The 25,461-nt window shown below is 33.1% G+C and carries 36 protein-coding genes and 1 pseudogene; 26 read left to right on the forward strand and 11 right to left on the reverse strand.

Annotated elements, in window-relative coordinates; genetic code table 11:
• The first annotated feature begins 649 nt into the window (after positions 1 to 649).
• Positions 650 to 1,438, forward strand: a complete 789-nt coding sequence (locus tag BMZ04_RS08755; RefSeq protein ID WP_093268138.1) for an enoyl-CoA hydratase-related protein — start codon at positions 650 to 652, stop codon at positions 1,436 to 1,438.
• Positions 1,439 to 1,706: 268 nt separating this feature from the next.
• On the opposite strand, the gene BMZ04_RS08760 is transcribed toward BMZ04_RS08755, so the two are convergent.
• Positions 1,707 to 1,907: a helix-turn-helix domain-containing protein gene (locus BMZ04_RS08760; protein ID WP_093268143.1), complete on the reverse strand. Its 201-nt coding sequence runs from the start codon at positions 1,905 to 1,907 to the stop codon at positions 1,707 to 1,709.
• A 324-nt stretch (positions 1,908 to 2,231) separates the two neighbouring features.
• The gene (locus BMZ04_RS22760; RefSeq protein ID WP_255367861.1) at positions 2,232 to 2,486 is read right to left on the reverse strand and encodes a VOC family protein; all 255 of its coding nucleotides are present in this window, start codon (positions 2,484 to 2,486) and stop codon (positions 2,232 to 2,234) included.
• 293 nt (positions 2,487 to 2,779) lie between these two features.
• Here BMZ04_RS22760 and BMZ04_RS08770 point away from each other — a divergent pair, with 293 nt between their 5' ends.
• From BMZ04_RS08770 to BMZ04_RS08780, 4 genes are all read left to right on the forward strand, one after another.
• Positions 2,780 to 3,136 carry a hypothetical protein gene (locus BMZ04_RS08770; protein ID WP_255367862.1) on the forward strand — a complete coding sequence of 119 codons (357 nt, stop codon included), beginning with the start codon at positions 2,780 to 2,782 and terminating at the stop codon, positions 3,134 to 3,136.
• Positions 3,137 to 3,381: 245 nt separating this feature from the next.
• Positions 3,382 to 3,723: a hypothetical protein gene (locus tag BMZ04_RS23130; RefSeq protein WP_369802646.1), complete on the forward strand. Its 342-nt coding sequence runs from the start codon at positions 3,382 to 3,384 to the stop codon at positions 3,721 to 3,723.
• Positions 3,724 to 3,798: 75 nt separating this feature from the next.
• Positions 3,799 to 4,080, forward strand: coding sequence for a CPBP family intramembrane glutamic endopeptidase (locus tag BMZ04_RS23135; protein ID WP_369802655.1), 282 nt, complete (start codon positions 3,799 to 3,801; stop codon positions 4,078 to 4,080).
• Positions 4,081 to 4,221: 141 nt separating this feature from the next.
• Positions 4,222 to 5,016: a serine hydrolase gene (locus BMZ04_RS08780; protein ID WP_093268148.1), complete on the forward strand. Its 795-nt coding sequence runs from the start codon at positions 4,222 to 4,224 to the stop codon at positions 5,014 to 5,016.
• A 329-nt stretch (positions 5,017 to 5,345) separates the two neighbouring features.
• Here the strand turns inward: BMZ04_RS08780 and BMZ04_RS22310 are convergent, their stop codons facing one another.
• Positions 5,346 to 5,636 (reverse strand): transposase, encoded by a 291-nt coding sequence (locus BMZ04_RS22310; protein WP_177184389.1) that lies wholly within the window; start codon positions 5,634 to 5,636, stop codon positions 5,346 to 5,348.
• A 390-nt stretch (positions 5,637 to 6,026) separates the two neighbouring features.
• On the opposite strand from BMZ04_RS22310, the gene BMZ04_RS22315 reads away from it, so the two are divergent.
• The 3 genes from BMZ04_RS22315 (at position 6,027) to BMZ04_RS08800 (ending at position 7,318) form a co-directional block, all read left to right on the forward strand.
• Positions 6,027 to 6,176 carry a hypothetical protein gene (locus BMZ04_RS22315; RefSeq protein WP_093268153.1) on the forward strand — a complete coding sequence of 50 codons (150 nt, stop codon included), beginning with the start codon at positions 6,027 to 6,029 and terminating at the stop codon, positions 6,174 to 6,176.
• A 347-nt stretch (positions 6,177 to 6,523) separates the two neighbouring features.
• Positions 6,524 to 6,781, forward strand: a complete 258-nt coding sequence (locus tag BMZ04_RS08795) for a GNAT family N-acetyltransferase (RefSeq protein ID WP_255367863.1) — start codon at positions 6,524 to 6,526, stop codon at positions 6,779 to 6,781.
• Positions 6,782 to 7,198: 417 nt separating this feature from the next.
• Complete coding sequence (locus BMZ04_RS08800; protein WP_093268161.1) at positions 7,199 to 7,318, forward strand: YjcZ family sporulation protein; 120 nt, start codon at positions 7,199 to 7,201, stop codon at positions 7,316 to 7,318.
• Positions 7,319 to 8,719: 1,401 nt separating this feature from the next.
• Here BMZ04_RS08800 and BMZ04_RS08805 read toward each other — a convergent pair.
• The gene (locus BMZ04_RS08805) at positions 8,720 to 9,292 is read right to left on the reverse strand and encodes an acetylglutamate kinase (RefSeq protein ID WP_093268166.1); all 573 of its coding nucleotides are present in this window, start codon (positions 9,290 to 9,292) and stop codon (positions 8,720 to 8,722) included.
• A 606-nt stretch (positions 9,293 to 9,898) separates the two neighbouring features.
• Here BMZ04_RS08805 and BMZ04_RS08810 point away from each other — a divergent pair.
• Positions 9,899 to 10,210 (forward strand): YjcQ family protein, encoded by a 312-nt coding sequence (locus BMZ04_RS08810; protein ID WP_093268170.1) that lies wholly within the window; start codon positions 9,899 to 9,901, stop codon positions 10,208 to 10,210.
• A 187-nt stretch (positions 10,211 to 10,397) separates the two neighbouring features.
• Here BMZ04_RS08810 and BMZ04_RS08815 read toward each other — a convergent pair whose 3' ends face one another.
• A complete protein-coding gene (locus BMZ04_RS08815; RefSeq protein ID WP_093268173.1) occupies positions 10,398 to 10,841 on the reverse strand; it encodes a carboxymuconolactone decarboxylase family protein in 444 nt (147 codons plus the stop codon).
• Between the two features lie 303 nt (positions 10,842 to 11,144).
• On the opposite strand from BMZ04_RS08815, the gene BMZ04_RS08820 reads away from it, so the two are divergent.
• The gene (locus BMZ04_RS08820; RefSeq protein ID WP_093268176.1) at positions 11,145 to 11,585 is read left to right on the forward strand and encodes a terpene synthase; all 441 of its coding nucleotides are present in this window, start codon (positions 11,145 to 11,147) and stop codon (positions 11,583 to 11,585) included.
• 136 nt (positions 11,586 to 11,721) lie between these two features.
• Here the strand turns inward: BMZ04_RS08820 and BMZ04_RS08825 are convergent, their stop codons facing one another.
• The gene (locus BMZ04_RS08825) at positions 11,722 to 11,925 is read right to left on the reverse strand and encodes a DUF5348 domain-containing protein (RefSeq protein WP_093268180.1); all 204 of its coding nucleotides are present in this window, start codon (positions 11,923 to 11,925) and stop codon (positions 11,722 to 11,724) included.
• Positions 11,926 to 12,097: 172 nt separating this feature from the next.
• On the opposite strand from BMZ04_RS08825, the gene BMZ04_RS08830 reads away from it, so the two are divergent.
• The 5 genes from BMZ04_RS08830 to BMZ04_RS08855 all read left to right on the forward strand — a co-directional run bounded on the left by BMZ04_RS08830 (position 12,098) and on the right by BMZ04_RS08855 (position 14,702).
• On the forward strand, positions 12,098 to 12,367 hold the full coding sequence (locus BMZ04_RS08830) for a hypothetical protein (RefSeq protein WP_093268183.1): 270 nt from the start codon (positions 12,098 to 12,100) through the stop codon (positions 12,365 to 12,367).
• A 79-nt stretch (positions 12,368 to 12,446) separates the two neighbouring features.
• Positions 12,447 to 12,854, forward strand: coding sequence for a DUF4181 domain-containing protein (locus tag BMZ04_RS08835; protein WP_093268188.1), 408 nt, complete (start codon positions 12,447 to 12,449; stop codon positions 12,852 to 12,854).
• Between the two features lie 217 nt (positions 12,855 to 13,071).
• Positions 13,072 to 13,248: a hypothetical protein gene (locus BMZ04_RS22325; protein ID WP_177184392.1), complete on the forward strand. Its 177-nt coding sequence runs from the start codon at positions 13,072 to 13,074 to the stop codon at positions 13,246 to 13,248.
• 79 nt (positions 13,249 to 13,327) lie between these two features.
• A complete protein-coding gene (locus BMZ04_RS08845) occupies positions 13,328 to 13,765 on the forward strand; it encodes an SMI1/KNR4 family protein (RefSeq protein WP_093268197.1) in 438 nt (145 codons plus the stop codon).
• Between the two features lie 526 nt (positions 13,766 to 14,291).
• Positions 14,292 to 14,702, forward strand: a complete 411-nt coding sequence (locus BMZ04_RS08855) for an NUDIX hydrolase (protein ID WP_093268206.1) — start codon at positions 14,292 to 14,294, stop codon at positions 14,700 to 14,702.
• A 184-nt stretch (positions 14,703 to 14,886) separates the two neighbouring features.
• Here BMZ04_RS08855 and BMZ04_RS22765 read toward each other — a convergent pair.
• Positions 14,887 to 15,385, reverse strand: a pseudogene (locus BMZ04_RS22765) (tyrosine-type recombinase/integrase); the annotation flags it as partial.
• Positions 15,386 to 15,597: 212 nt separating this feature from the next.
• Between BMZ04_RS22765 and BMZ04_RS08870 the strand changes: the two are divergent.
• The 5 genes from BMZ04_RS08870 to BMZ04_RS08890 are packed head-to-tail and all read left to right on the forward strand — an operon-like array spanning position 15,598 to position 19,900.
• The gene (locus BMZ04_RS08870) at positions 15,598 to 16,725 is read left to right on the forward strand and encodes an ABC transporter permease (protein ID WP_093268216.1); all 1,128 of its coding nucleotides are present in this window, start codon (positions 15,598 to 15,600) and stop codon (positions 16,723 to 16,725) included.
• Complete coding sequence (locus tag BMZ04_RS08875; protein ID WP_093268221.1) at positions 16,725 to 17,396, forward strand: ABC transporter ATP-binding protein; 672 nt, start codon at positions 16,725 to 16,727, stop codon at positions 17,394 to 17,396. Before BMZ04_RS08870 ends, BMZ04_RS08875 begins: the two co-directional genes overlap by 1 nt.
• Before the next feature lie 53 nt (positions 17,397 to 17,449).
• Positions 17,450 to 18,121: a response regulator transcription factor gene (locus BMZ04_RS08880; protein ID WP_093268225.1), complete on the forward strand. Its 672-nt coding sequence runs from the start codon at positions 17,450 to 17,452 to the stop codon at positions 18,119 to 18,121.
• Positions 18,118 to 19,503 (forward strand): sensor histidine kinase, encoded by a 1,386-nt coding sequence (locus BMZ04_RS08885; protein ID WP_093268229.1) that lies wholly within the window; start codon positions 18,118 to 18,120, stop codon positions 19,501 to 19,503. Before BMZ04_RS08880 ends, BMZ04_RS08885 begins: the two co-directional genes overlap by 4 nt.
• A 4-nt stretch (positions 19,504 to 19,507) precedes the next feature.
• On the forward strand, positions 19,508 to 19,900 hold the full coding sequence (locus BMZ04_RS08890) for a hypothetical protein (protein WP_093269558.1): 393 nt from the start codon (positions 19,508 to 19,510) through the stop codon (positions 19,898 to 19,900).
• A gap of 680 nt (positions 19,901 to 20,580) precedes the next feature.
• On the opposite strand, the gene BMZ04_RS22330 is transcribed toward BMZ04_RS08890, so the two are convergent.
• Both BMZ04_RS22330 and BMZ04_RS22335 read right to left on the reverse strand, forming a co-directional pair.
• Positions 20,581 to 20,730, reverse strand: a complete 150-nt coding sequence (locus tag BMZ04_RS22330) for a hypothetical protein (RefSeq protein ID WP_177184393.1) — start codon at positions 20,728 to 20,730, stop codon at positions 20,581 to 20,583.
• Positions 20,723 to 20,815: a hypothetical protein gene (locus tag BMZ04_RS22335; protein ID WP_255367864.1), complete on the reverse strand. Its 93-nt coding sequence runs from the start codon at positions 20,813 to 20,815 to the stop codon at positions 20,723 to 20,725. Before BMZ04_RS22335 ends, BMZ04_RS22330 begins: the two co-directional genes overlap by 8 nt.
• Positions 20,816 to 21,141: 326 nt before the next feature.
• On the opposite strand from BMZ04_RS22335, the gene BMZ04_RS08900 reads away from it, so the two are divergent.
• The 4 genes from BMZ04_RS08900 to BMZ04_RS08915 all read left to right on the forward strand — a co-directional run bounded on the left by BMZ04_RS08900 (position 21,142) and on the right by BMZ04_RS08915 (position 23,317).
• Positions 21,142 to 21,336: a hypothetical protein gene (locus BMZ04_RS08900; RefSeq protein WP_093268233.1), complete on the forward strand. Its 195-nt coding sequence runs from the start codon at positions 21,142 to 21,144 to the stop codon at positions 21,334 to 21,336.
• A 157-nt stretch (positions 21,337 to 21,493) separates the two neighbouring features.
• On the forward strand, positions 21,494 to 21,778 hold the full coding sequence (locus BMZ04_RS08905) for a 3-isopropylmalate dehydrogenase (protein WP_093268237.1): 285 nt from the start codon (positions 21,494 to 21,496) through the stop codon (positions 21,776 to 21,778).
• Positions 21,779 to 22,009: 231 nt separating this feature from the next.
• Positions 22,010 to 22,684, forward strand: coding sequence for a hypothetical protein (locus tag BMZ04_RS08910; protein ID WP_093268241.1), 675 nt, complete (start codon positions 22,010 to 22,012; stop codon positions 22,682 to 22,684).
• A 123-nt stretch (positions 22,685 to 22,807) separates the two neighbouring features.
• Positions 22,808 to 23,317 (forward strand): DUF3916 domain-containing protein, encoded by a 510-nt coding sequence (locus tag BMZ04_RS08915; RefSeq protein ID WP_093268245.1) that lies wholly within the window; start codon positions 22,808 to 22,810, stop codon positions 23,315 to 23,317.
• A gap of 107 nt (positions 23,318 to 23,424) precedes the next feature.
• Here BMZ04_RS08915 and BMZ04_RS08920 read toward each other — a convergent pair whose 3' ends face one another.
• Positions 23,425 to 23,628 carry a DUF5348 domain-containing protein gene (locus BMZ04_RS08920; protein ID WP_093268249.1) on the reverse strand — a complete coding sequence of 68 codons (204 nt, stop codon included), beginning with the start codon at positions 23,626 to 23,628 and terminating at the stop codon, positions 23,425 to 23,427.
• Between the two features lie 370 nt (positions 23,629 to 23,998).
• Between BMZ04_RS08920 and BMZ04_RS08925 the strand changes: the two genes are divergently transcribed.
• Both BMZ04_RS08925 and BMZ04_RS22340 read left to right on the forward strand, forming a co-directional pair.
• Entirely contained in the window at positions 23,999 to 24,268 is a 270-nt protein-coding gene (locus BMZ04_RS08925) for a hypothetical protein (protein WP_093268254.1), read from the forward strand.
• Positions 24,269 to 24,491: 223 nt separating this feature from the next.
• On the forward strand, positions 24,492 to 24,665 hold the full coding sequence (locus BMZ04_RS22340) for a hypothetical protein (protein ID WP_177184394.1): 174 nt from the start codon (positions 24,492 to 24,494) through the stop codon (positions 24,663 to 24,665).
• A 205-nt stretch (positions 24,666 to 24,870) separates the two neighbouring features.
• On the opposite strand, the gene BMZ04_RS08935 is transcribed toward BMZ04_RS22340, so the two are convergent.
• The gene (locus tag BMZ04_RS08935) at positions 24,871 to 25,233 is read right to left on the reverse strand and encodes a winged helix-turn-helix transcriptional regulator (RefSeq protein WP_093268262.1); all 363 of its coding nucleotides are present in this window, start codon (positions 25,231 to 25,233) and stop codon (positions 24,871 to 24,873) included.
• Positions 25,234 to 25,461: the final 228 nt, after the last annotated feature.

Consider the following 25,461-nt stretch of genomic DNA (forward strand, 5'->3'; position numbering starts at 1 on the left):
AATACCTCCTTTTGGTTTGTAAAGCTTATCCTTACATTTATAAACTATGATTTTAAAGCGAAAGGTGATTGTACAATTTGGTAATTGTAGATAAACTCGATTAATTTAGTAGTATTAAGTCTACATTCTCTCGTTAAAAATTAAATTGTTCTTAAAGAAAAGTAGTTTAGAAAAAAAGGTTGTTTTTAAGAAATTCTCAATATGGATTAGAAATTTGAAAAGAAATTTATTTCAAATAGATAACAATTTAAAATCCGAATTATGGCTTGCTGAAAAAAAGCATGGAAGATTTGATGTTCAGAAAGAGTGTGTAAGATGTGAAGTTTATAAAGAAGGTTGTTTTTGTACTTAGAAGACGATTAACAATACTCAGTGGAAATATTATTTTTTTATCTAAAACATCAAGTGGACCTCAGAAATCCATTGTGAAATGTTACACTTAAACTAACGCGCAGGTTAGTTCAAGAAGGAATTTCCAAATATATAGCGAATATATTCGCTTAAAGGGAAGGTTTTTGAAAGAAGGGTTTAACGATTATATAAACTTAAAAAACCGGCTCATTGACAGAAAATTCATATTTATTTATGATATACATATGTTGTGTGTGAATTTTGCAATAATAAGCTATGTGAAAAAAGGAGAGTTTATATGGAATTTTTATCATTTAGACAGTCAGAAGATATAGCATACATTACATTAGAAAACCCGAAAGAGTTTAACACGTTATCATTGCAATTGATGCAAGAGTTTGACCAATTACTCCAAGAATTAGCTATGAAGCGTGAAGTGAAAGTGATCATTATCGAAGGATCCGAAAAGTCTTTTAGTGCAGGTCATAGTTTAAGAGAAATAGAAACGAGAACGGAAAATGAAGTATTAGCATTGTTTCAAGTATGCCAGCAACTCATGAAACGAATAAGAGAAATTCCACAAATTGTTATTTCGAAAGTAGAAGGTGTTGCGGTTGCAGCAGGTTGTCAACTCGTTGCAGCAAGTGATTTAGCGATTGCCAGTGATCGAGCACGTTTTGCAGTTCCAGGAATTAATAGTGGATTATTTTGTAGTACACCAGCAGTATTTTTAAGTCGAAATATTGGAAGAAAGAAAGCAGCAGAATTATTATTTACAGGTAATCTTATGTCAGCAGAAGAAGCGGAAGCAGAGGGGTTAGTAAATAAAGTAGTTCCAGTTGAAAAGTTGGATGACGAAACAGATAAATTAGCGAAAGACATTACGAAACAAAGCTTGAACATTATAGAATTAGGTAAAAGACAATTTTACCAACAACTCAATATGGAAGATTTTCAAGCATTAAATTATTCAACTGAAGTTATTGCTTTAAATAGTAAACATCCTGATGCAGTAGAAGGAATTAATGCTTTTTTTGAAAAGAGAACACCAGAATGGAACGATAAACCGAAACAAGAAATAGAATAATGGTTTTGCTAATTTTATTCATTTGATTTAAAGCCGCAACGATACAACGTGCAGTTGAGTAGGATCATTCCCAATTTGCTGATTATTGTAATTGTTGAATTGATTTTTAAGTTTACCCAAAAATTATAATTGACATTTATAAATAAAAAGGCATCGGAAAGTTTTAGTGAAAAGGAACTTTTCGGTGCCTACGTTCATTCCAATTATCTATAAATTGCCAAATACCTTAACGGTTTTCGAAACACCAGAGGTGAAGGAGAACTCCCCATCAATACAACCCAAACTCCTTCATCTTCTTATACAACCAAGGCCTACTTATCCCAAGCAACCTACTCGCCCGTGTTTTATTCCCTTCCGCTTTCCACAACGCCTCCACGATTGTATCTTTTTCGGTGATATTAAGAGAATTTGATATAGAGACAAGAAGTAACTTGAAATTTGATTTAGAATTATTATTGCAAGAAATCAATAATCCTTCTTAAGTTAACGGGTGCTTTTCTTCAAGAAGGAGTAAAGCCTTTTTTCTTATTGAACTAAAGGGGCAGGTTAGTTGAAGAAGAAAATGGGAGTTTTTATGTCGCATTAGACTCATTATGTGTAATAGAAAGAAAGGCGCAAAAAAATTACGCCTGTAACTTAAAAAGTAAAAAAATTTACTGTTCTGGGTGAAGGATATTGCAGGCACTTAACCAATTTCCAGAAGGATCTTTAAATCCAAAACCACCAAATTCGCCTTGTAAATTTAAAGGACCAACTTCAACTTGTTTTCCTTCAAGCCACTCATATAATTCTTTTAAGGTAGGAGTATAAAGTCAATTATGCTATGAACGATATTAGTATTTGTATTTCTGAATGATAATCCATTAATTTCTTCAGTTTCAACCAAGAAAATCGTTGGAACTCCTTTTGATTTCATAGTAAGCATAGCATTTTTTTTACCTTGAAAGTGGACTTCGGCACCTAGGATATCGATATAAAACTCTATAGATTCTTCTAAATTAGTAACTGGTATTTCCAGTGTAGCAATATGTGATATTAAATTAGTCATAGTAGCCTCCTGTGTTTTGTTTGCACATATATTTTTCTACACTCAATTAAGAAATCCCTCTTAAGTTTCATTAAGAATGGAAAATAATTTATCGCTAATTCCATTTGATACATGAAGTTTGAAGTATGACAAATGGGTGGAAAAAATACGATTAATATCTAATACGCATTTCGACTATAATGTGTAGTAAAAGAGAAGGTGCTTATTCAACTAACGGGTGCTTTAGCAGAACATGGCTGTCAGCAGACAGACTTTATTCTTGTTAGAAATAACAACTAAAGGAGGTGGAATTAGTGGAAAATAGTCGTGATGGTGAGAAATCTATTCGTACTGTGTTGATGACTCCTGTTGTTATATTCCTAGAGTTAATACGAATTTTGTTCATAATGGCTATTGTTGTTGGCATTTTGGGTTATATTGTTGGAAATGTATATTTAGAAATTGGCACTGATATTGACAAATATGGTTGGATGACTTATATAGCTATTCTTACTTTGATTTTTGTACTATATAGAAATAAATTGCAATTTAGCGGATGGTATAAAGGAAAAGGTAGAGAAAAACTACCGAAATTAGTTTCTCAAATACTTATTTTCACTTCAATTAGTCTGTTATTCTTACCGCCAGTTCTGAGTTTCTTATTCAACTAACGGGTGCTTTACTTCTAGAAGGAGTAAAGCCTTTTTCTTATTGAACTAAAGGGGCAGTTTAGTTCAATAAGAAAAAATGGACTTTTGATAATTATATATGGTAAATTTCTAAAATTCGGAACTTTCATTCGTTTCAAGCGTATTAAAGTAAAGGGGCAGATTAGTTGAACAGTGTTGTTAACTTGAATTCAACAATCGGGTCATATTGTTTAATAAAAAAATAATTATCGAAGAGAATTTAGGTTATGAATGTTCCGGCATGGAAACAGAAGGACACATGGACTGGGAAGGAATTTACGCTACTGCTATTACTCGAATTTATATTTGTGATTGTGGTTGTTAAATATGGCGTCCAATCACTTTATCTATCTTTGTTTAGCAATACACTATACTCAGGAACATTAACTGGATTAACAATTGCGATTGTACTCATGTCAGGGTTATATTTTATCGCACTACGTCCTAAAAATCTCTCATGGAAAGAGGTAGGGGTAAGAAGTTTTTCTACAAAGTACTGGTTAAAAATCCCAATATGGTTATTGATAACTGTTATTTTAAGCGTAGCAGTAGTATTACTAACAAGTTGATTAGGTAATAGTGTAGATAACAGCAAGACGGAGAGCTTACAGCAAAATATTAATCTGTTTACTATACTCATTGGTATTATTTCCGCTGGCGTAGTATCTCCAGTTTATGAAGAGATTTTTTATCGAGGGTTTATCTACCGTTGGTTAAGAGTTAGACTTGGAATGAATTGGGGAATCGTGATTAGCTCGCTAATATTTACGATAGCGTACTTTCCAACTATAAACGCAATGCCCGTGAATTTCATCAACGGTGTTGTGTTCGCTTGGGTGTATGAAAAGACAGGTTCTGTCATTCCAGGAATGATAGTCCATGGAGTATTCAATACAATAGCAGTTTTATTAACGGTAACAGGATAAGACGGTATTTATAAACATATTCCGTTAACGGGCGCAATTGTTTAATAAGCGTCTCTGTTCTTATTAAATTAACGGTGCAGTTTAGTTGAATAAGACAAGTTTACAGAGAAAATAGAAAATATTGTAAAGTGGGGTTCGGAAATGGAGAATGTTCTTGAAAAAATAAAGGAATTAGAGTCAGGTGAAGTGGGAATTATTATTTATTCTCAAGTAAAACAAGATATACTTTTATCATTAAATAAAGGTTTATTAGTACCTCTTGCTTCTGCAGCAAAAGTTGCAATTGCCTTTTGTATCGCAAGATTGGTTGAAGAAAGACACTATAAATGGACCGATATTGTTGAAGATGTAACTTTAAATCCAGAAGAGGATAGTAACGAAGTGTATCCTCACTTTCAAAATAGAGAAAACTTGGCACTCCGAGATGCGGTGGAAGTGATGGTAGCCTGTCACGATAGCTTTGTTGCGGACAGAATTGTTCAATTTTGTGGTGGATGGGAAATGATTAATCAAAAAATAAAATCCTATTTTAAAAACATAAATATTACTCAAAATCCCAGAGACTTAGATAACAAGGGTGAATTGAGTGAGATGTTGGAACTTTTACGATTAATACATCAAGGGTACAAAATTAATCCTGATCTATGGGTTCCAGTTATTAATGGATTAGTTAGGCAACGAGGTGATATAGAAGGTATACCAAGCCATTTCTTAAATCATATGACTGGTGGATTAGATAATGTTGTAGTTGATATTGGGATAATGGGTGAGTTTTCCAAAAATCCATTATTATTTGTTTTGGGGGCAAAGGAGTTACCAAATCGAAATAAAGAGAAATCAGCAGATGAAATAATTATTGATGCAATGAAACTAATTTATAATGAATATTGCAATCAAGAAGTTGATCAGGAAAATAAAAGTATATCTAATTCATAGTGCTTATTCAACTCCCATGAAAATTAAAATCTTCGATTTAGAGAAAAAGGCAATACGAAATCAGACGCAGCTCATTTATTTTTTAAAAAAGTGCAGCGCCTAAATGAGAATCAAATTGTGGGTTGGATTAGGAGGCATTCGGTTCAGTGATAGTGACGTTGTAACCTAAGTTTTCAAGTCTTCGAATAGGAGATTCTTAAAATGGCATGAGCGACAGTTACTCCTGCACGCTTTTTACCTTTTCGGGATGCGGTACGTCTATACAATACACCTAGATATGTTTTGGAACCTTTGACAGAATGAGCGGCTTCTATTAAGGCAGATTTCAATTATTTATTTCCTTTTTTCATGTTGGTTGATTTTCGCTTACCGGCACTCTCATTATGTCCAGGTGTTAATCCTGCCCAAGAACATAAGTGAGCCGCACTGGGAAATTGTTTCTCCACATCAGTTCCGACTTCAGCTATAATCTGTTCCGCCATACGAGTGGCAATGCCAGCGATAGAATCCAACCGTTCAATATCTTCTTGATGGGAGGATAATCTAGTAGCTACCTCTTGGTTTAGCAGCTCAACCTGCTCAGATAAAAAATCAATATGAGTTAAAATGGTTTTTATCATTAACCGTTGATGTTGATTGTTATAAACGCAGTCATATCAATGTCTAACGTAGTTTGTTAAGAACTAAATCAATGATTAACGTACAACTATTTATATTTCAAAAATTAAACTCTCTTTTAGTTATTTATAACAAATAACTGGAAGAGGTTTTTTGTTTTAGTTAATATTAGCGACTTGATTGATGACTTTAAAATCAATCAGCAAATTTAAGGTCGTAAAGATAAGTATAATGAATACCATTTGGCTCTGAATTATTTTACTAAGTTTTTACTGATATATGCAAGGTTAGGCAGTACACTAATAAAGTAAAAAGGTTTACTTCAGTAAAATAAGGTATATTATATTTGTTGAATAGATTCTCTTTAATGACAAGAAAAGTAGGTGAACAAAGTGGGGAAATATCAATTGGATACCAAAGGTCAGATGGCTGTGGCAAAGTATCATGAAAAACACAAGCCTGCCAAATTTGATAAAAAGCAGCAACTTGAAAAAATACGTGCGGAGTATTTGAAAAAAAAGCAAAAACAAACAGATAAATAATATGAATGAAAACATAGGAAGACTAAAATCTCCCTATGTTTTTCTTATTCGAAGTTCTTTTTTCAATTGATGATGGAGTTTATTATTCTCCTAAATTTCAGATTCGGTGACAAAAAACTCGTCATCAGATATCCATTCCTCACTAATTGATTTTGACATTGAAACGACATAGCCATTATTCAAAATAATAACGTTGTAAACGGGGGGTTCACCAGCTACAATTGAGGACAAGAATTACATGATTTGAACGGATTTTTCTGTTTTGATGAAAAGCGTAAAACCCTTATATATCAGTGGTTGGCGAGCGTACCGTATGATATTACTTCTAAGCAACCAGCGACGATTGAGTGGGAATTATCATCCATAAGGAAGATAATATGATTATGGGTGATATGGATTTTAAAGGCGGACCAAACAAAGAAGGTATTATCGATATTGGGTATAGTATTGTACCAAGTTATCAAAGTAAAGGTTATGCAACTGAAATGGATAAAGCGATGGTAGGTTGGGGATTATCTCGACTAAATGTTAAAAAGGTTATAGCTACTTGCGATACAGATAATTTTGCTTTTAAAAGAGTTTTGAAAAAAATGGATTTCATATAAACGGGTGCTTTAGTTAAATATTCGATTTCCGAAATAATCAATCTTTATTACAAAAAGCTCTATACAGATATGAAAAATAGCCCCTTTGTGATCAATCTTTGTTCAAAATAGGGGCTATGATTTTCTATTAGAAACAGCATTTGTAACTGTGTTTTAATCAATCTTTATTCCAAACCAACATGAACGATTTAAATGTAAATTATAATTATTCCTTGCTCACTTAATTGTGGGTGGGGCATTATTATTTTACTTGAAAGCCTAACTTAAAATAGCCTTCTAAATTATGCGTTTAGTTCAAATTTGCACAAAAAACCTCACTCAACTAATTAAATTCTTCGATACATGATAAATTACCTTATCTATAACATAATTCTTTCATAATCTATAAGTATCATTAGGAAAAGGAGGGGGTATATTATGTATGGATGTGGTGAAAGCTCATATGGTGGGTACAGTAACAACGGGTCGACCTTCGTATTGATTGTAGTATTGTTTATCTTACTAATCATTGTAGGAGCAACTTTTATGAGATACTAATCCAAAAATGATGTAGATTATTTGGATTAATCAAGAGAGCTTCAACAGTGAAAACATCACTTTTTGGTCGTAGGGCAATTTAATTGTCTATTTGATAAACGATTTTAGAGAGATGATGAATTAAGTAGGCAAAAATAATATCGTTACAATCCGATTTTGAACCTCCTCTTCTAAAAATCGATCTTCTCCTAAATGAGTTGGTCGTTTTTTATTGTAAAGAAACTGTGAGATAATAGCATTTATCGCGCAATTTCTATTTGTTATGGGTTTGCTCTTCATTCCCATCAATTGTTTCACCTTCACTGCTATACGCGTTCATTTTAGGCTCTATTCTTATGTCATTTACGGTGAAACTTGTATGGTTCTCAGTTACTTCCTGCAATTCTTTTCTTCTTTTTATTAGATGCAATTTTCACTGCTAATGAAGATTGTACTCGAAAAGATGCATTAAATCATTGAACGATCAACTTACTAATACATTAAAAGAATTAGATGACATAACTAAATAAATTTTCAATCTAAAAAAGTCGAATCCCAATATCTATTAGGGAATCGACTTTTTATGTTTGTGTTTTTAAACAACTATAAAGTTTTCTTTAGTTTGAGAAAACTTATCATAAGGTAAATCTGGATATATAGTTTTACTGAATACAAATTGATGAATGATCATTTAATACAAAGTGATAATGGAAAACAATTAAATTCGATACAAGTTATTGCGAAATTATTCATGGACTTTTTAAATGAAAGACAAAGCTTAATGAATAGAGGATGGAATCATTTACATTGCCTGTTTTTCTCAATTTTACTGTTAAGGTCGTTCATCTAGTTTTGTGAGGATTCAGACCGTACTAATAAACATAAGGTACTACAATGACGAGCACCAAGTTTTATTTCACCTACAACCATGTCCAATAAAAGAACAACATAAGTTGTAGGTAAAAGTATTTGATTACTAATTACTAATAAAGAACGACATGAGGAGTTATACAATTGTGTGAAATAGAAGCACTAATCGCATTCTAACTTAATTTTAGGTTAAAAATAGAGTTGCGAGTAAGAAGAAAGGAAAAAATTCTCTTCTACATGGGCAGGGACAGGTCTGCCATCCCATGAAGTGATAAAAGTTGGTGGGAATGCTGAGGATCCGAATCGTCTGAATGATACATGAATCCAGAAACAGGGATTTCCAAATGTACTACTCCTTATTGCTATTTTCAATAATTTATATAATTGAGATAAATATGGTTACAAATTGTATTATAAATGAGGGTAGTACAATGTCCTCTTAGGACATAATCACAAGTTCGGTGGCGTTGATTCAAGAGGTATTTACGCCCTTTTTTGTTGAAATTATTGTGCTAATGTAACTGTTTAGTTCGATATCACAATCAGCAACCCTTATATTTGAAATTTTTCGGGGAATTGTTTTACGATTGCAACCGTTAATGTGTCGGCCATGTGTAAAGCCTCCAGCTCAATTTTATCAAACGTAGCAATACTTTCTCTAAAATTTTTTTGGAGCATAAATACTGCTTCCATTTTAGTAAGTTCAAGATGCTCGAAAAACATTTTCTGGTAGCCCCTTTTTGATATATAAGGATTGATTGTACTTACGAATTCAGAATTTTTTGCTCCATTTTCGTACCATCTCCTCTCTGCATCTGTAGCAGCTTTTTGATCGTTTGCTTTTGCAGCTTTGACAAGTTCCGCAGCAATTACAAGGTGATCCCTTATTAAGTTGCTGAACATTACGGCTTTTTTATTTCCATAGAAAGGCTTTAGTAAATTTCCCATATCTGTAGCGTTCTGTAGAAGACGTGCGGTAGTAAAATTTACATCAGGTAAATTAAAAGCTATGCTGATGATCGTCAATCTTGTCCAGTATACGTGTTGTTCCCAAACTAAACGCATGGAACTTTTTAAACTATCTTCCTGTTTACTAATACAAGAAGAGTTGAACCGAGGATACATAGTTTCACCCCCTTACTTCCTAATATAGTATTCAGTATATGCTGATTTTAAAAGATGCATTGTACTTTAGCTATTGGCTAATCTTGATTTCAAATAAATCAAAAATGGATCGGTTGATTTTAAGATCTAGTTTATACTTGTTCAACTCCCATGAAAATTAAAAAACACTCAAAATCTATAAAATTGCATATCAAAAGAGACTCAGAAATAGTTTTTTTAAAATATGGCTGAGCCTTCAGAATGATTACATTGAGATGATAGGTAAATTAGGAACCGACTCCATTCTATTTAGAATAAAGGCAAGGCTGGTGCAATAACCAGAGTAGGATTAATCCCCCATGAGTGCTACTCGTATTAAGTGTGAGAGTCTGTGATGCACCGTGGTCGTTGGAGTCAAACTAACGGTTGGGTTCTATGGCACCATAGTTCATCGACCTTCTTCGCCAGCCATACTAATCTATACCCGTTCTGAAACAATTTTCATCCTCTTTGGTGCAGCGTTTTTGACTGCATGGATGGCTAACGGGTGCTTTAGTTAAACAAGACTATCATTTTGAAATGGTACACTTAAACTAACAATGCAGGTTTTTTTAGGGGGGGGATAACTTGAATAAGAAAAAATTGATGTACAGTATACTGTTTGAAATAAATAATGGTAGCATGCCCAATCATATAGATTATCATTTAGAATTGTTCATGTGGGCTGAAATTATAGAAGTTATCGATGATTTAGGATATGTAAAAGGAATTACCATTTATTACTATGGTGATGATGAGTGGTTTGATGAAGCAGTTCACTCGGTTGCACTTAACTCGCCACAGCTTACTAATGCAGGAATAGAATTCTTAGAAGAAAACATCGTCTGGAATAAATCATATAGCGGCATTGCTAATTTGAACGAATGGCTTGAAATATAAATGCCTCCTCTTCAACTAACTGGTGCTTTAGATAAACAATTGCCCGCCTGTAAGGGTAGCTTTTTCTTATTGAACTAACGCAGCAGGTTAGTTGAAGAAGAGAAATGAAAAATCCCTTCTTTAATGTCGCATTTGACACATATTGTTTAGGAAAAAAAGAGCACCATAAGATGCTCTTTGATTGTAATTATTTTTCAGTTGCTATATTTCCCATTGCAATAGAAATTCTATTCCAATTGTTGATTTGATTGATGATTAGAACAAGGTCAACATATTGTTTCTCGTCATAATGTTCGCGTACTCGTTGATAAAGCTCATCCGGAACACGTTTTGTCGGGATTAATGTCACGTACTCTGTCAACTCTAAAGCTACTTTTTCTGCTTCTGTGTAGAATTCACACTCTTTCCATGCACTAACACAGTAAAGTCGCTGTTCGGTTTCACCCATTTTTCGAGCATCTGATGTATGCATATTCAAACAAAATGCACATCCGTTAATTTGAGAAGCGCGAATTTTAATAAGCTCACGAAGTTTTCGTTCGATTGCTGTCGTTTTCGTGTACTTCTCCATATCCATCATAATTTTCATACCATCAGGTGCAATTTCATAATAGGGGACTCTTTGACCCATAAAGCAAAACTCCTTTTATTTATAATAAGGCTATTATACCTTTAAAAGAACATCTGTACTAATTTATTGCTCCTTTGCCATTAATTCAAGAAGAAATCCAATTGTAAAGGGTAATTAGGATTGCTTCCCAGTACGAGCACAATGTGCAATAGAAGAGAAGTTGCTTGTTCAACTAACGAGGCAGGTTAGTTCAAGAAGAAAATGTTTGTTTTTTATAGTTTCAGAAGGGTAATTTGTTTAGACTGAAGAATATGTACAGATATTACTGCAGGTCATAAATTCATATTTGGATAGGTGAAAAAAATGATTTCAATCGATAGAAAACTAAGATTACGAGATTTAGAAGTTTTTCGTTTCTTTAAAGATAATAAAATGCTGGCTTATGTCATTATTGAAGATACTAGAGGACCCTTTACAGAAGAAGATAAAAAGTTAGAGCCACTTTGTTTTTTTGATGACGAAGATATAAATGTAATTGTTAATGTATTTAGGATTTATCTCCTATCAGATGAACCTTTAGAAAAAGAGGATTCGATTATGTTAAGACAGTTTTTTGGAGAATTAGTTGACATTAGTTCTGTTACAAACTATATTACTCAAGAATTTATACAAAAAGACTTATATGAACATGTGGATGATTCTTGGGATGTTAAAACTTATCAAAGAATGTTAGATATAGTTGGTTCAAAGTATAAAATCCAATCCATTGATGAAAAAAATTGGTTAAATTTATCTCAAGAATAATGTCAATTTAGTTGAAGCATGGGTTGCTTAGGCAACTCTTTTTTCATATTGAACTAACATCGAGTTTAGTTGAACAAGAGAATGAATGCTTTATGTCGCTTTTGAACATTATGTCTAATTAAAAAAACGAGAAAAGTTATACAACTTTTCTCGCAGTCAATCCTTCGATTTTAAGATTAGGAAAATCTTTTAAATAGTAATCTTCATCCTTATATTTAATTATAGTTTGTACCCAATGATTAATATCTAGTTTGATTTCAATAGCATCACCAGCTGTAAAGTAAAAACCATTATAGAATGCATACCTTCCTTGCGAGTTTTTTGTTAGTAATCCAATCATAAAAATACCTCCGTAATGTTTTATTTATAGGATTGACAAGTTCAACAAAAAGTAAACATAAGTCGCAGTTCGACCAATATATGCATTAGATTATGCTTGTTCAACTAACGGGGCAGTTTAGTTTAAGTAACAAATTGGGATTATTATGGTCAATTATGGGGGAGGAGTATAAATGAAATTAGTGATTCAAGCATTTATAGCTTCGGTAATTATTCATTTAATTTATATTGTTTGCACGATAGGAATTGGTTATATAAAAACAAAATTCTATAAGCCAGATATATCAGGTTCATGGGAGAAAGTAGACTATCTTCAAAATGAAGTAGCATTTGGTATGGTTATTTCCCCCTTTTTCTTTGTCTTTTCTTTGGTAGGAATAGCAATTATATGTGGAATTATTATATTTCTATATAAAAACTTCATTAGAAAACGGGTGTTTTAGTTGAACAAGTGGCTGCAAGTAAGGGTAGCTTTTTCTTACTGAACTAACGAGGCAGTATAGTTAAATAAGGGGGTATTGTATGATTTGGGTAAAATTAGCACTTTTTGTATTGGTTGTGTTTGTTTTAAGTACAATAGTTAAGTTGCTTTTGAGGAAATTAATAAAAATCGAGAAAGAAAAAAAATCCTTTTTTTCTTACAACCACATAAACGACTTGCATAGAAAAATTGATTGGGCTATCAGAATTATTTCTACGATTGCATTTATCGTTACTAATATCTTGATCATAACTCGAGAATATTCGATAAATCTAATACTAATTACATCGTTTTTCTACATTTTATTAGATTACGCAGTAAGGGCATTTTTTGAGTGTAAATATTCGCAGAACCCCAAACAATATATTCTAACTATTAGCGAAGGGGTTTTATTTTTACTTGCCATAGTTATAGTCATTAAGTTTGATTTACTTATTAACTTATCTTAATTGAAAAAGTCATTCTCGTTGCACTAACGGGTGCTTTCTTCAAAAAGGAGTGAAGCCTATTTCTTATTGAACTAACGCAGCAGGTTATTAATTTTATGGAGGTTTTTTATGAATATTAAAGAAGTATATAGCAAAGTGATAATAGATGACTTTGAATTTTATGGTCAAATTGAACAAGAAAAATATTGTTCTAAATGCAAGTTTAATTTAGTTTATTATGATGATTTTGATACGTATTTTTGTCCTAAATGTAATAGTTGGATTGAATCTAAATGTAGTGACCCTAATTGCAAATATTGCTCTAACCGACCAGAAAAACCTTTATCTCACAAGTAGTGTTATTCAACTAAAGGGTGCTTTACTACAAGAAGGGGTAAAGCCTTTTTCTTATTGAACTAACGCGGCAGGTTAGTTCAATAAGGAAATACTTTATAACATTTAATATTTCATAAAACTAACAGGGAGGTTATTTAATGAAAGATGTAATAGAACTAATACAGACAAGGAAAATAGGCGTTGGTGAATCAGACATAAAGGCAACAGAAGACAAGTTAGGTGCAGTCTTCCCAGAACAATATAAGGAACTTTTCAAGTTAATCAATAATGCAGAAGTAGGTGAATGGACACTATATCCTATTAAAGACCATAGAAATCCCCAAAAAACTTGGGATGATGTTGTTAGACAAAACACCGAAGTTAGAGAAGAAGATATGTCGAAAGACCTTATTGCAATCGGTGATGATGGTTCGGGAGATAAACTATGTTTTAAAGTAAATAACGGAAGAATGGAGAATGAAATTTATATTTGGTATCACGAAGATGTAGAACATGAAGAATATGCCCCTAATTTGAAAGAATTTATTATTTTAATTTCAGAAGAAGAGAACGGGGATGACTTTGAGGACGAATAAATCTTATTCAACTAACGGGTGCTTAACTTCAAGAAGGAGTAAAGCCTTTTTTCTTATTAAACTAAAGATGCAGTTTAGTTTAAGATGGTTATATAAGAATGAGAAATGTAAGGGGTGTTTTTATTGAAAAGCTATAACAAGATTGGAAAAATCTTATTTTATTTAGGAATATTGCTAATGTCAGTTGGATTTTCTTTTAATCAGACAATTGGGATTGCGGATACTCCTGAACCATATTCAACATTTTCTATACCCTTAATTGTAATCGGAATTATATTAGGGGTGGTATCAAACTTTTATAAGAAAAGTAAAGAGAGTAATTAGTGATTTCGAAGGCTTTTCTTATTGTGCTAACGGGGGCTTTAGTTAAACAAGTGGCTGCCTGTAAAGGTAGCTTTTTCTTATTGAACTAACGGTGCAGTATAGCTGAAGAAAAAGGTTTTTTTGCGATTGTGTAGAATAAGTTAGTATTTGTAAATTATTGAACAAAAAGGGGGCAATGACTTTGTGACAAAACACATCACATATTTACACACCTTCTAAACACTTTGTTTCGGCTGCAACTATTGTACTCAACGACCAAAAGGAAATTTTGCTAATTAAAGGTCCTATGAGAGGTTGGGAAATGCCAGGTGGAATAGTTGAGGAAGGTGAGTCTCTGAAAGACGCTGCAATAAGGGAAACTAAAGAGGAGTCAGGTATTGATATTGAAGTTCTTAAATTCTGCGGGGTATTTCAAAATGTGAATAAGTCAATTTGTAATACTCTCTTTTTAGCTAAGCCAACTGGTGGCAAATTAACAACTTCCCCAGAAAGTTTAGAGGTGGGTTTTTTCCCTATCGAGCAGGCTTTGAAAATGATAACTATTGAAAATTTTAGACAAAGAATAGAGTACTGTCTTGATAGCAGCAAACAACCATTTTATGTGGAATTTTAAGTCCTGTGGAAATTAGTAATAACGGTATTGCTATTCAATCAACCTACGTGTGTTAGCTGAATAAGACGAGTACTATGATATCCGCAATCGAGTGTGATTGTTTATAAGCGTCTCTGTTCTTCTTCAGCTAACGGGTGCTTTAGTCAAAAGGAGCAACGTCTTTTAAGACGTTGCTCCTTTTGCATTAAAAGTACTTCTGATAATACTCCTTTCTTAACCTTCCGCTTAACCGTGCGTAGATCCTTGTGGTCTCCCTTTTTTCATGTCCCAAAAGACTTTGTATCACTTCAATAGGAGCTCCATTATTCAACAAATGAGTTGCGTAGCTGTGTCTAAGTTGGTGAGGATGAATATCTTTATTAATTTCCGCACGATTAGAAATAAGCTTGATGATGTATCGCATTTAGGGGACACTCATTTTGTGTGGCCGTCTAGCTGTTACAAAGATGGCTGAATTAGCATCTTTACGGCTTTCAATATAGCGTTTGAGCCACGTATTAAAATAAACTTTCCTTGTCGCCTTTTCCTCTAACTCTCGCAGATTGAATGGACCTATTAATATGGTTCTTTTCTAACGCAACTATTTCTCCAATTCGACAACCGGTAGAAAACATGAATTCAAAAATCGCTTTTTCCATAGGGGAATGACAGGATTCACGAAGGTGTTCAATTTCCAATTTGGTGGTCAGTACCTTTTATCATAACTCCCTTTCTATATCAAATTTCTTAATTACTCATGAATTTGTTTCATAACAACTTTTATTAATTTCTAAAATAAGGTCTTAATTTGGATGTGTTAATACCTCTATTTCAGCTCAAATGCTGAAAGTTTATATAAAGTTTATATTACTTGTTTATGATGAGGAATGAAAATGAAAAGAAGGAGGTTTATTGTATGTTTTTAGCATTAAAAGAATTAAAACATGGTAAGTTACGTTTTACAATGATTGGGCTTATCATTGTATTAATCGCATGGCTTGTATTTATTCTTTCAGGTTTAGGAAATGGATTATCTACACTAAGCGCCGCGACGATTAAAAACTGGGAAGCAGAGCATGTTGTTTATGAAAATGGGGCGGGTGCGAAATTCTCAAAATCATTATTATCTCAATCGTTGCAAAGTAAAATTGAAGCTCAGCCAGGTGTAGAAGAAGTTGCACCATTTTCTCAAGCAGTCATTGCAATTTTACCAATTGATGGTGTTGCTGAAGGGGAGGACAAAGTAGATGCCGCTCTATTAGGTATTGAAGCAAGCTCATTTTTACATCCAGAAGTAATAGAAGGTAAAGCAATTGAACCGACCATTAAAAATGGTGTGGTTGCGAATATCACATTAAAAGATCAAAAAGGCTATGCAATTGGAGATGTAATAGCAATTGATGGTTCAGAACTGAATGCAAAAATTATTGGTTTTGTGGAAAATGAGACATTCAACCACTTGCCTTCCCTATTTGCAAACATGGATTTTGTACGGGAATATAAATATTCCGCACCCGGATCAAATAATGGGGTAGAAGATGCTATCAATGCATTCGCCATATTAGGTAAAGTCGTCGATGCAATTCAAATGGAAAAAGAAGTTGATGGCGTTGAAGTAGTAACAAAATCCTCAGCTATTAATGGTATGCCAGGTTATACAGCAGAAAATGGTACAATTATGATGATGCTTGTGTTCTTAATTGTCATTTCTGCTTTCGTTATTGCAGTATTCTTCTATGTATTAACGATTCAAAAAACACAGCAATTTGGTGTGATGAAAGCAATTGGTGCTTCAAATGGATTTATAGCTAGAGCAATCGTGTCCCAAGTATTTGTCTTGTCATTTTTTAGTATTTTAATAGGAATTGGTCTTACGTATTTAACTGCGATGGTATTCCCAGAAGAAATGCCATTTAATTTAGATCCTGTATTAGTTATTATATATGGAATAGTACTATTAGTGATTTCTGTTGGTAGCTCATTGTTTTCAGTTCGTCGAATTTCAAAAATAGATCCATTAACAGCGTTAGGGAGGGTTGAGTAATGACGTTAAGCATGAAAAATGTTTCAAAGGTATATAAAGAAGGTGAATCTCAAATAATTGCTTTAGATCAAGTATCAATGGAGGTTGCGTCTGGAGAGTTTGTGGCAATTATAGGTCCATCAGGTTCTGGAAAATCAACGTTTCTATCGATTGCTGGTGCGTTATTAAAACCCTCGCAAGGTGAAGTGAAAATTGATAATAAGAATATCGCAACATTAAAAGACAAAGAGCTTTCCCATTTGCGATTACATGAAATAGGATTTATTTTACAAACGTCTAACCTAATGCCATATTTAAACGTTTTAGACAATTTGCTTCTATTAAAAAAGATGTCGGGTAAAGTAACAAAACAAGATGGAGCCTTTGCAAAAGAATTATTAATAGAGCTTGGTTTGACTGATAAGTTTGAAAAATTTCCAAACGAGCTTTCTGGAGGAGAACGACAACGTGTAGCAATCGCACGTTCATTTATGAATGATTCATCACTTATTTTAGCCGATGAACCTACTGCATCATTGGATACAAACCGTGCAAATGAGGTCGTATCCCTTATTTCAAAAGAGGTTAAAGCACGTGGTAGAGCGGCTATTATGGTAACACATGATGAACGAATGTTGGCATATTGCGACCGTGTTTACCGCATGGAAGATGGTAAATTAACGTTACAATAAAATGATTAATAGCTTACATGAAACTAAATTCACTAGAAAGCGGAGGCGTTACTATGCAGATTTTATTAGTAGATGATGATTTAGATACATTACAACTAGTATCTATACATTTGGAACGTGAAGGGTATAAAGTGCATAATGCTGACAATGCGGAAGCAGCGCTAACGTTATTAGAAACTTACAAAGTGGATTTGGCGATTGTAGACGTTATGATGCCAGGTATGAATGGTTTTGAATTAACAGAAATTCTGACGAAAGATTATGATATTCCCGTGATTTTATTGACCGCTAAAGGCCAATTAGTCGATAAAGAACAAGGATTTACTGCTGGATCGGAAGATTACATAGTAAAGCCATTTGAACCTAGCGAATTATTATTTAGGGTTGCAGTTGTTTTACGACGTTATGAACGATCTTTAGAAAACTTCATAGAAATCGGAAATATGAAAATTGATCGAAAAAACTACGAAGTAATTATAAAAAAAGAAACCGTTTTGTTGCCTTTGAAGGAATTTGAGCTACTCACTTTGCTAGCATCACGAAGTGGAAAAATCGTACAACGAATTTTTATGATTGAGCATACATGGGGAATTGATATTGAGGGTAATGACTATACGCTGAATACACATATTAATCGATTAAGAGAGCGACTAATACGTTACGAGGCAGATGTTGAAATTCTAACCGTTCGTGGAATTGGTTATAAATTAGAGATGTTGAAATGAAAACACTTTATCGACAATTTATTAGCGCCACGTTATTAATTTTGTTTTGTAGTATTATCTTCGGATTTGCCCTTGCAAATATTATTTACTTTTCAGTCTCAAAAGACAAAATTGATTCACAAAATGCAAAGTTTGCTCAGGAGGTTGCGAATGGAATTGAAAATATGCACGATTCGAAGGATTCTATGCATGCATATTTATCATTAATCGGTAATTCAGGATATCAAATATATTTAATATCTAGTTCTGGAGAAAAATACCCTTTTGGTGAAGAATTTCAAAACTTAAAGATATCTCATGAAACAGTTCAAACTATTATTGATGGAGAAATATATCATGGGATGAAATACGCACCGAGTTCGTTTTTAATGATAGGACATTTTTCCAATAGCTTGGAAAATTCAGTTGGAGTACCTGTTATTACAAAGCAAAACCAATATGCATTATTTTTAAGACCCGATAACAAGTCAATTTTCTCGGATATACATGTTGTTTTAATGAGCTTTGTAGTTGCAATCGCAATAATTAGCTTACTGGGTGTGGTTGTAATGACACGAAAATTAATTCGTCCCATTTCATCATTAACAGAAGCTACAAAGGCGGTAAAAAATGAAAATTTCAATTACCGATTAAATATTTCTCGAAATGATGAGATAGGTCAATTGGCGGAAAATTTTAATTTAATGCAGCAACAGCTTGCTCATAATGATGAATTACGCAAGGCATTTATCAATGACGTTTCTCATGATTTTCAGTCGCCATTAATGAATATTCAAGGTTACGCTGATCTACTGCAAACTGATGGACTAAGGAAAGAAGACAGATTACAGTATGCAGCGATTATTCAGCGAGAATCTAAGAGATTATCAAACTTAACAAAACAATTACTCATCTTAACCTCATTAGATCAGGCTTCTTATTCCTTACAAAGGAATAGTGTTCGATTAGATGAACAGTTAAAAGAGATTATAAGGAAGTCGCAATGGCGAATCAATGAACGCGAATTAGAATTATCCTATAAATTAGAACCTGTATCTATTCAAGGTGATGCAGAATTACTCATGAGTGTGTGGGATAATTTATTAAGTAATGCTATTAAGTATTCTGAATTTGGAAGTATTATTTCGATTACTTGTCGAGAAGTACATGACGAAATTCAAATTATTTTCAAAGATACAGGAATTGGGATTAATAATGAACAACTAACGCAAATATTTGTCCGCTTTTATCGAGTAGATACAGCAAGAAAGAAAGACGGAACTGGGCTAGGACTTTCAATTGTCAAGAAAGTTGTGGAGTTACATGGTGGGCAAGTAAATGTAACAAGTAAAATCGGAAATGGAAGTACATTTGAAATTAAATTACCAATTAGAAGGAGCTAACATTATGGAAAAGAAATGGTCAATCCGATTAATTCGTTTTGCAGCTATTTTTGGAATAATCGGTACGTTTTTAGGGTCGAAAATGAGTGGAAATATGGATTATTCATTGCGTCCGATACATGCACATATATTATTAGTTGGATGGTTATCCGTATTTGCATGGGGAATATTTTATAAAGTCTATACTGTAAAATATAAAAATCTTGTGTCTATACACGCTATTACAGCAATGCTTGGTGCATTTGGTCTAACGTTTGGTATGTGGATGTATAATTTAAACCCATTTAACTTAAATGAAACATTTGTGATGATTTTCTTCATTGTAGGAGGAACTTTATTATTATTGGCATTTGCATTATTTGTAGTGATTACTTTCTTAACGGAGGATACGAACTAATTTTGTTGACGGGTGTTTGTAAAAAAATTATCCAATATTCATCTTATTATTTTTCATTTAATTGATTCTCCAAAGAAGAAGTTTAAATCCCTTTAGAGAATTTTGATTGGTGGTCTATATTACTAATATAATAATAGACTTACAATCAAACTTCCACGATTGGAAAGACCACCAATCTCAAATCATGATCATACAAAACTATTGGGAAGCCCGTTTGCAATTAAATCCTACCAACTAAGCATGATAGTAAACTTAATGAAACTAACAAAGATTAGCAACAATTTAACAATAACACGAACTTTAGGAACAAAAAAACAAAAAACGAGATTGATATAAAGCATTACACGCCTAATTTGCATAAAGTATCATTTTGTAAAAAGCTAAGTTTGTGAAGAACTGTACTTTAAGTATCGAGGTGCTTTAGTTAAACAAGAACATCAAAAATGATGGTCTATATTTATGTACAATGTGAAATTTTACACTTAAACTCCCATGAAAACTAAAATCTACGATTTAGAGAAAAAGACACTACGAAATCAGACGTAGCTCATTTGTTTTTTAAAAAATTGCAGCGCCTAAATGAGGACAAATTATGAGTTGGATTAGGAGGCATTTGGTTCAGTAATTGTAACTTTGTATCCTAAGTTTTCCAGTCTCCGAACAGAATATCGTACGATTGATTATTCTTTTTGCTTGTCAAAGTAATCTTCTCCTAAATCTACGTACATATCTTTGCGGGTTAAGAGATAATAGGAGATTCTTAAAATGGCATGAGCGACAGTTACTCCTGCACGCTTTTTACCTTTTCGGGATGCAGTACGTCTAGACAATGCACCTAGATATGGTTTGGGAACCTTTGACAGAATGAGCGGCTTCTATTAAAGCAGATTTCAAATATTTATTTCCTTTTTTCATGTTGGTTGATTTTCTTTTACCGGCACTCTCATAATTAAAAGACTATACAGTTGTTGTAAAGAGAATGATTTATCTTTCATTTACGAAGAAGTTGAAAATATAAACAAAGAACTTTACACTTAACATCGACTTTAATGCTAACGGGTGCTTTAGTTAGATGTAGAGCTGATAGTACAGCTCTCTTTTCTTGTTCAACTAAAGAAGCAGTTTAGTTGAACAAGTAACATAAGGGGTTCTTCTAAAATAAGGGCTAATAGCGATTGTTAAATAATCAAAAAACATGAAAGAGCTGAATTATTAGTTTGAATTAATCAGGAGGTGCGTATTTGAATTTATCCATTTTTAAAGATAGTAAATTTTCTATCGGAATTATATCTTCTTTTATTTTAAGTCTTATAGCAGTAATAACCGCAACTACAATAGAAAATGAATATTGGGTTGTATTTATTATTCTTTCGAACGTATTATTATTTTTTAGTATTCGAAGAGCAGATAGATTATATAGGGAAAAAGGAAAATAAAAAAATGGTTCTAAGTACTAATTATCTCTTCTTAAACTTTAGGATCCCCCTTTACTTTAACGGAGTAGACCCTTTTATCTTATTGAACTAAAGGGGCAGAATAGTTCAATGAGGTTTTGGTTTTAATGGTAAAATATGTTTATGCAGGGGGAGTTAAATGACTAATTTTTTCTTAATACTTATGGGCTTTTTTATTGTAATTGCAAATATTATTGGATTTATATCTTACAAAAAAAAGAAAAATTTATATTTTGCTGCTTTTATAATATTGTTATTAGCAGTTTCATTTGGGGGAATCGGTGGTGCATTAGCAGTATTTATTATTCGTGATGCTTTTGCAATATTTTATGGTTTGCAAGTAGGACAATATCTAATAGTAAATAGTGTCATCGTTTTTTTTATTGCAATTTTAGTAACTGTAATAAAGAAATTTAGGAACTAAAAAATGTAATTCGCGATTATATTCAACTAACGGGTGCTTGTTATTCAACTAACGTGGTGCTTTAGCTCACAAGTGGCTGCCTGTAAGGGTAGCTTTTTCTTATTGAACTAACGCCGCAGGTTAGTTCAACAAATTGATAACACTAATAAAATAAGCCAGCGAAAACAACAGTTTCATGTGGCAATATAATAAAAATATACCCATCCGAATCTTTTAAGAGAGGCGATTAAAATGAAAGTAGAAATAAGCTACTACCCTCCCGAAAAAATAATTACTGTACCGGGTCCAGAAGCCAATTATCCTTTTGAGATTAACGGTGAGTTCCAATATATCGTAGATTTTTCTTGTTATATTGATGGTGATTATACAAATGAACATGAAGAATTCTTTTGCAATTGGATGGAGAGCCCAAATTATTACCCTATTTATTCACTTGCGGAAATCTATGATTTTCAACAAGCAGAGTACGAAGATATGTTTAAGATGCAAAATATAGAGTTCAATTATATGAAGGGGAGTCGTAAAGACACCTTTTTTGTAAAGGCAATTATCCGCAGCCCGAAGCAATTTAAAGAATATTATCCTTACTTGCACGGGAATGGGAGTATGTTGAACCTATCATTATGGTCCTTAAAACAGGATGTGTTCAGACTAGAGGAAAGGGAAAATGAGTCACCTAATCCTGTAAAAAGGACTAAAAATAACCGAACCAGACTCGTTAATCTAAAATGGATAGCTAATACCCCGATAGCAACTTTAACTAAAAATTCGACTATGTTTTGGGTAGGGTATGATGGCGATTATATTACCGCATTCTCAAATGATGAACACTTTTCAACAATAGACTCTCTCCAAAAAATAATGCCAGAAAAGGTTGAGCTGGTGACTGATTATGAGTGGGAGTAATGTTCTCACGTTCAATACCCTTGTTGAACTAACGGGTGCTTTAGGAAAGATCATAGGGTTGCTTAGGCAACTCTTTTTTCTCAAAAAAGGTTAAAATGAATAGAAAATAGATAGGAGATAAAAATGCGTATTAAGAAGATAAGGGGTTTAAAGCGAATAACGAGAAATATGATAAAGAGAATCTGGGAGGAAACCTCTGATTTTCCTTTGGATTTTTATAACGGATATTGGCATCTCCATTTACCAGTTGCCCAAGGTTTTATTGATTCCGAGAGGACTCCTTTTGGAATTAAGAGACTGTGTGTTCAAACTTTATTAGAACGAGCTAAACATTTGATTGAAATCAAATCAAATACTCCTGATAGGTGTCGAGTGGTTGTTTATATTAGTTTCCAAGCATTGTTTGATTCTCAAATCATAGTGTTTGCTGGTGATTCTCACTTCGAGGGGTTCTTTAATAGAAATAACGAATTTCAAGGATGGATTCCCCTGCCAAATGAAAGAAATTTTGAGACTGATTGGGGAATAAATATCCCCGAAGATATGAATGTCTTAGGATTTAAAGAAGAAATAACCGATGAAGATGGGGAAATTTATAAAAGAGATATTTGGTTTATAGGTGAATTAGAGTAGGCTATATATTACATTCTTATTAAACTAACGGTGCAGTTTAGTTGAACAAGAGAATGAATGCTTTATGTCGCTTTTGAACATTATGTCTAATTAAAAAACGAGGAAAGTTATACAACTTTTCTCGCAGTCAATCCTTCAATTTTAAGATTAGGAAAATCTTTTAAATAGTAATCTTCATCCTTATATTTAATTATAGTTTGTACCCAATGATTATTATCTAGTTTGATTTCAATAGCATCACCAGCTGTAAAGTAAAAACCATTATAGAATGCATACCTTCCTTGCGAGTTTTTTGTTAGTAATCCAATCATAAAAATACCTCCGTAATGTTTTATTTATAGGATTGACAAGTTCAACAAAAAGTAAACATAAGTCGCAGTTCGACCAATATATGCATTAGGTTATGCTTGTTCAACTCCCATGAAAATTAGTTCTTCAAGAAATGAAAAATGACAATACTTAAGAAGACCCCTACTTAATCGTTAAAAAAAAGAGGAGAGCAAAAATAAGTCTATGGATTACGGTAGACTGGATTAAGGTCAGTATCAGTATTGACACTTCCTAACCATTTTCATTCTCTGTGGTGCAGCATTTTTTTGTGCTGCATGGATGGCTAACGGGGCAGTTTAGTTTAAGTAACAAATTGGGATTATTATGGTCAATTATGGGGGAGGAGTATAAATGAAATTAGTGATTCAAGCATTTATAGCTTCGGTAATTATTCATTTAGTTTATATTGTTTGCACGATAGGAATTGGTTATATAAAAACAAAATTCTATAAGCCAGATATATCAGGTTCATGGGAGAAAGTAGACTATCTTCAAAATGAAGTAGCATTTGGTATGGTTATTTCCCCCTTTTTCTTTGTCTTTTCTTTGGTAGGAATAGCAATTATATGTGGAATTATTATATATCTATATAAAAACTTCATTAGAAAACGGGTGTTTTAGTTGAACAAGTGGCTGCAAGTAAGGGTAGCTTTTTCTTACTGAACTAACGAAGCAGGTTAGTTCAATAAGACTTATAAAAAGACAGAAATTTAAGGAGCGTGGTTCAAATTATTACCTCTAATCCGCAGTGCTTATAATTTTTTTATAATGGCTTTCATTCTCACTTTTAAACGTTCTTGGACATAATTTTATGATATGGGGTATGTACTTAGCGATAATTTTTATGCCTATATTCACTGTTGCTGGTTCATTCATTTATAGAGACATAACACAAGATGGATTTGCGGGAATAGGATTTCTGTTTTTATTCGTGCCTCTTGAAATAATTCCAATCCTTATGTTTATTGTTAGCTGTATAGGAAGTAAGAAAAAGAAACAAAATGAAAAATCCATCTAATGTTCCATTATTAATTGAATTACTAAATTAAATTAACAGGCATTAATCCAAGGAGGATTAGTGCTTTTTTGTTAAACATATTCTACAAACGTGCAGGCTAATCGAGATTGATATGACCGAATAAACTTCTACACACTCCTACCAAAAACGTGGCGAAGGGGCTGCTCATTGCAGCCCCTCCTGTATTAAAAGTAAGTGTCAAATGTTAACTATTGTTATTCTCGAACAGTTGTAGTGATTGCTGCTGTTGCTTTCGTTCCAAATGAGACACTCCCCAGTCATGCATCATATCAAGAACCATTTGGAGCGACTCCCCGTACTTGGTCATCGAATATTCAACCTTCGGAGGAACCTGAGGGTAAGTTACCCGCAGGATTATTCCCTCTTCCTCCAACTCTCTCAAGTGGGAGGTGAGCACTTTTTTAGTAACGCTGGGCATTACTTTTTGTAATTCATTAAACCTCATCGTCCCGTAATGAAGTAAATGGAGCATTATGGCTATTTTCCACTTGCCCACAATCATATCCAACGTTGTAGCGACTTTACAATTATCCGGTTTTTCATCCATTTTTTGATCCTCCAGCCTGTTGACTATCCTATTGTAGCCTAGTTTCAATATTAATACGATTCGACTCAATGTGTAAAGGGCCTCCAGAAGCTATGCTAATCCCCAAAGTTACTTTGAAGATACCCGGTATCATCATTGTGCCTACTTCATAAATCATTCAATTCGTTGCATAATGAATCCACACCACCTAACACCTTTATTAGCTAGGTAATAAATAATTTACGGAAG

Origin of the sequence: Psychrobacillus sp. OK032, assembly GCF_900111345.1 — a bacterium.
GTDB lineage: Bacteria > Bacillota > Bacilli > Bacillales_A > Planococcaceae > Psychrobacillus.

Excerpts from the sequence above, each read along its gene's own strand:
- BMZ04_RS08835 (WP_093268188.1), top strand. The coding sequence starts at position 12,447 with ATGATTTGGGTAAAATTAGCACTTTTTGTATTGGTTGTGTTTGTTTTA.
- BMZ04_RS08875 (WP_093268221.1), top strand. The coding sequence starts at position 16,725 with ATGACGTTAAGCATGAAAAATGTTTCAAAGGTATATAAAGAAGGTGAA.
- BMZ04_RS08830 (WP_093268183.1), top strand. The coding sequence starts at position 12,098 with ATGAAATTAGTGATTCAAGCATTTATAGCTTCGGTAATTATTCATTTA.
- BMZ04_RS08755 (WP_093268138.1), top strand. The coding sequence starts at position 650 with ATGGAATTTTTATCATTTAGACAGTCAGAAGATATAGCATACATTACA.
- BMZ04_RS08920 (WP_093268249.1), bottom strand. The coding sequence starts at position 23,628 with ATGATTGGATTACTAACAAAAAACTCGCAAGGAAGGTATGCATTCTAT.
- BMZ04_RS08870 (WP_093268216.1), top strand. The coding sequence starts at position 15,598 with ATGTTTTTAGCATTAAAAGAATTAAAACATGGTAAGTTACGTTTTACA.
- BMZ04_RS22760 (WP_255367861.1), bottom strand. The coding sequence starts at position 2,486 with ATGACTAATTTAATATCACATATTGCTACACTGGAAATACCAGTTACT.
- BMZ04_RS08800 (WP_093268161.1), top strand. The coding sequence starts at position 7,199 with ATGTATGGATGTGGTGAAAGCTCATATGGTGGGTACAGTAACAACGGG.
- BMZ04_RS08820 (WP_093268176.1), top strand. The coding sequence starts at position 11,145 with ATGATTTCAATCGATAGAAAACTAAGATTACGAGATTTAGAAGTTTTT.
- BMZ04_RS08925 (WP_093268254.1), top strand. The coding sequence starts at position 23,999 with ATGAAATTAGTGATTCAAGCATTTATAGCTTCGGTAATTATTCATTTA.
- BMZ04_RS08815 (WP_093268173.1), bottom strand. The coding sequence starts at position 10,841 with ATGGGTCAAAGAGTCCCCTATTATGAAATTGCACCTGATGGTATGAAA.
- BMZ04_RS08890 (WP_093269558.1), top strand. The coding sequence starts at position 19,508 with ATGGAAAAGAAATGGTCAATCCGATTAATTCGTTTTGCAGCTATTTTT.
- BMZ04_RS08805 (WP_093268166.1), bottom strand. The coding sequence starts at position 9,292 with ATGTATCCTCGGTTCAACTCTTCTTGTATTAGTAAACAGGAAGATAGT.
- BMZ04_RS08825 (WP_093268180.1), bottom strand. The coding sequence starts at position 11,925 with ATGATTGGATTACTAACAAAAAACTCGCAAGGAAGGTATGCATTCTAT.
- BMZ04_RS08845 (WP_093268197.1), top strand. The coding sequence starts at position 13,328 with ATGAAAGATGTAATAGAACTAATACAGACAAGGAAAATAGGCGTTGGT.
- BMZ04_RS08880 (WP_093268225.1), top strand. The coding sequence starts at position 17,450 with ATGCAGATTTTATTAGTAGATGATGATTTAGATACATTACAACTAGTA.
- BMZ04_RS08935 (WP_093268262.1), bottom strand. The coding sequence starts at position 25,233 with ATGGATGAAAAACCGGATAATTGTAAAGTCGCTACAACGTTGGATATG.
- BMZ04_RS08780 (WP_093268148.1), top strand. The coding sequence starts at position 4,222 with ATGGAGAATGTTCTTGAAAAAATAAAGGAATTAGAGTCAGGTGAAGTG.
- BMZ04_RS22340 (WP_177184394.1), top strand. The coding sequence starts at position 24,492 with ATGCCTATATTCACTGTTGCTGGTTCATTCATTTATAGAGACATAACA.
- BMZ04_RS22310 (WP_177184389.1), bottom strand. The coding sequence starts at position 5,636 with ATGATAAAAACCATTTTAACTCATATTGATTTTTTATCTGAGCAGGTT.
- BMZ04_RS08905 (WP_093268237.1), top strand. The coding sequence starts at position 21,494 with ATGACTAATTTTTTCTTAATACTTATGGGCTTTTTTATTGTAATTGCA.
- BMZ04_RS08915 (WP_093268245.1), top strand. The coding sequence starts at position 22,808 with ATGCGTATTAAGAAGATAAGGGGTTTAAAGCGAATAACGAGAAATATG.
- BMZ04_RS08910 (WP_093268241.1), top strand. The coding sequence starts at position 22,010 with ATGAAAGTAGAAATAAGCTACTACCCTCCCGAAAAAATAATTACTGTA.
- BMZ04_RS22335 (WP_255367864.1), bottom strand. The coding sequence starts at position 20,815 with ATGAAAAAAGGAAATAAATATTTGAAATCTGCTTTAATAGAAGCCGCT.
- BMZ04_RS08885 (WP_093268229.1), top strand. The coding sequence starts at position 18,118 with ATGAAAACACTTTATCGACAATTTATTAGCGCCACGTTATTAATTTTG.
- BMZ04_RS23130 (WP_369802646.1), top strand. The coding sequence starts at position 3,382 with ATGAATGTTCCGGCATGGAAACAGAAGGACACATGGACTGGGAAGGAA.
- BMZ04_RS22325 (WP_177184392.1), top strand. The coding sequence starts at position 13,072 with ATGATGATTTTGATACGTATTTTTGTCCTAAATGTAATAGTTGGATTG.